The 665-nt window shown below is 46.0% G+C and carries 1 protein-coding gene; it reads right to left on the minus strand.

Translation table 11 applies throughout. From position 1 onward, the window contains the following. On the minus strand, window positions 1-665 hold a 665-nt coding region (locus tag CWS31_RS17650; RefSeq protein ID WP_425457535.1), incomplete at both ends, for a hypothetical protein.

Genomic DNA, 665 nt, shown 5'->3' on the forward strand with positions numbered 1-665 from the left:
GTAAAGGTATCTGCATCAACACCACCCGTGATAGCACCCGCAGTGCCATTAATCGCGTACGTGTTTGCGCCATTGCCACCACTGATATCGCCAATAGAAACACCCGTATTTACGGTGAAACTGTCAATGCCATTACCGCCGACTAACTTCACAAAGTCTGTAAAACTAATACCGTTTAAGGTACCTGCATTATTACCATTAACTAACCAGGTGTTCGCGCTGTCGCCTGTTAAAGTGGCATTACCCACACCATCAATTAATTCAAATCCTGAGATGTCTGTGATTAATAAACTGCCGTCGGTTGCCGTAAGGTTAAACGTGTCTTTTGCATCTAAAGCAACACCTTGAGCGCCGCCCGCAATCGTGCCAGTAACTACGCCCGTATTATCCAAACTAACCGTGTCATCACCATCACCACCAGAAATGCTAGCAATTCGACCTGTTGTATCACCATTGATAGTGAAAATATCATCACCAAGGCCGCCAACTAACGCACCAGTGATACCCGCTGTACCAATCGTAAATGTATCTACATCAACACCACCCGTGATAGCACCCGCAGTGCCATTAATAGCGTATGTGTTTGCGCCATTTTTACCGTCGATATCGCCAATAGAAACACCCGCATTTACCGTGAAACTGTCAACGCCATTACCGCCGATTAA

It is taken from the genome of Colwellia echini, from assembly GCF_002843355.2.
GTDB lineage: Bacteria > Pseudomonadota > Gammaproteobacteria > Enterobacterales > Alteromonadaceae > Colwellia > Colwellia echini.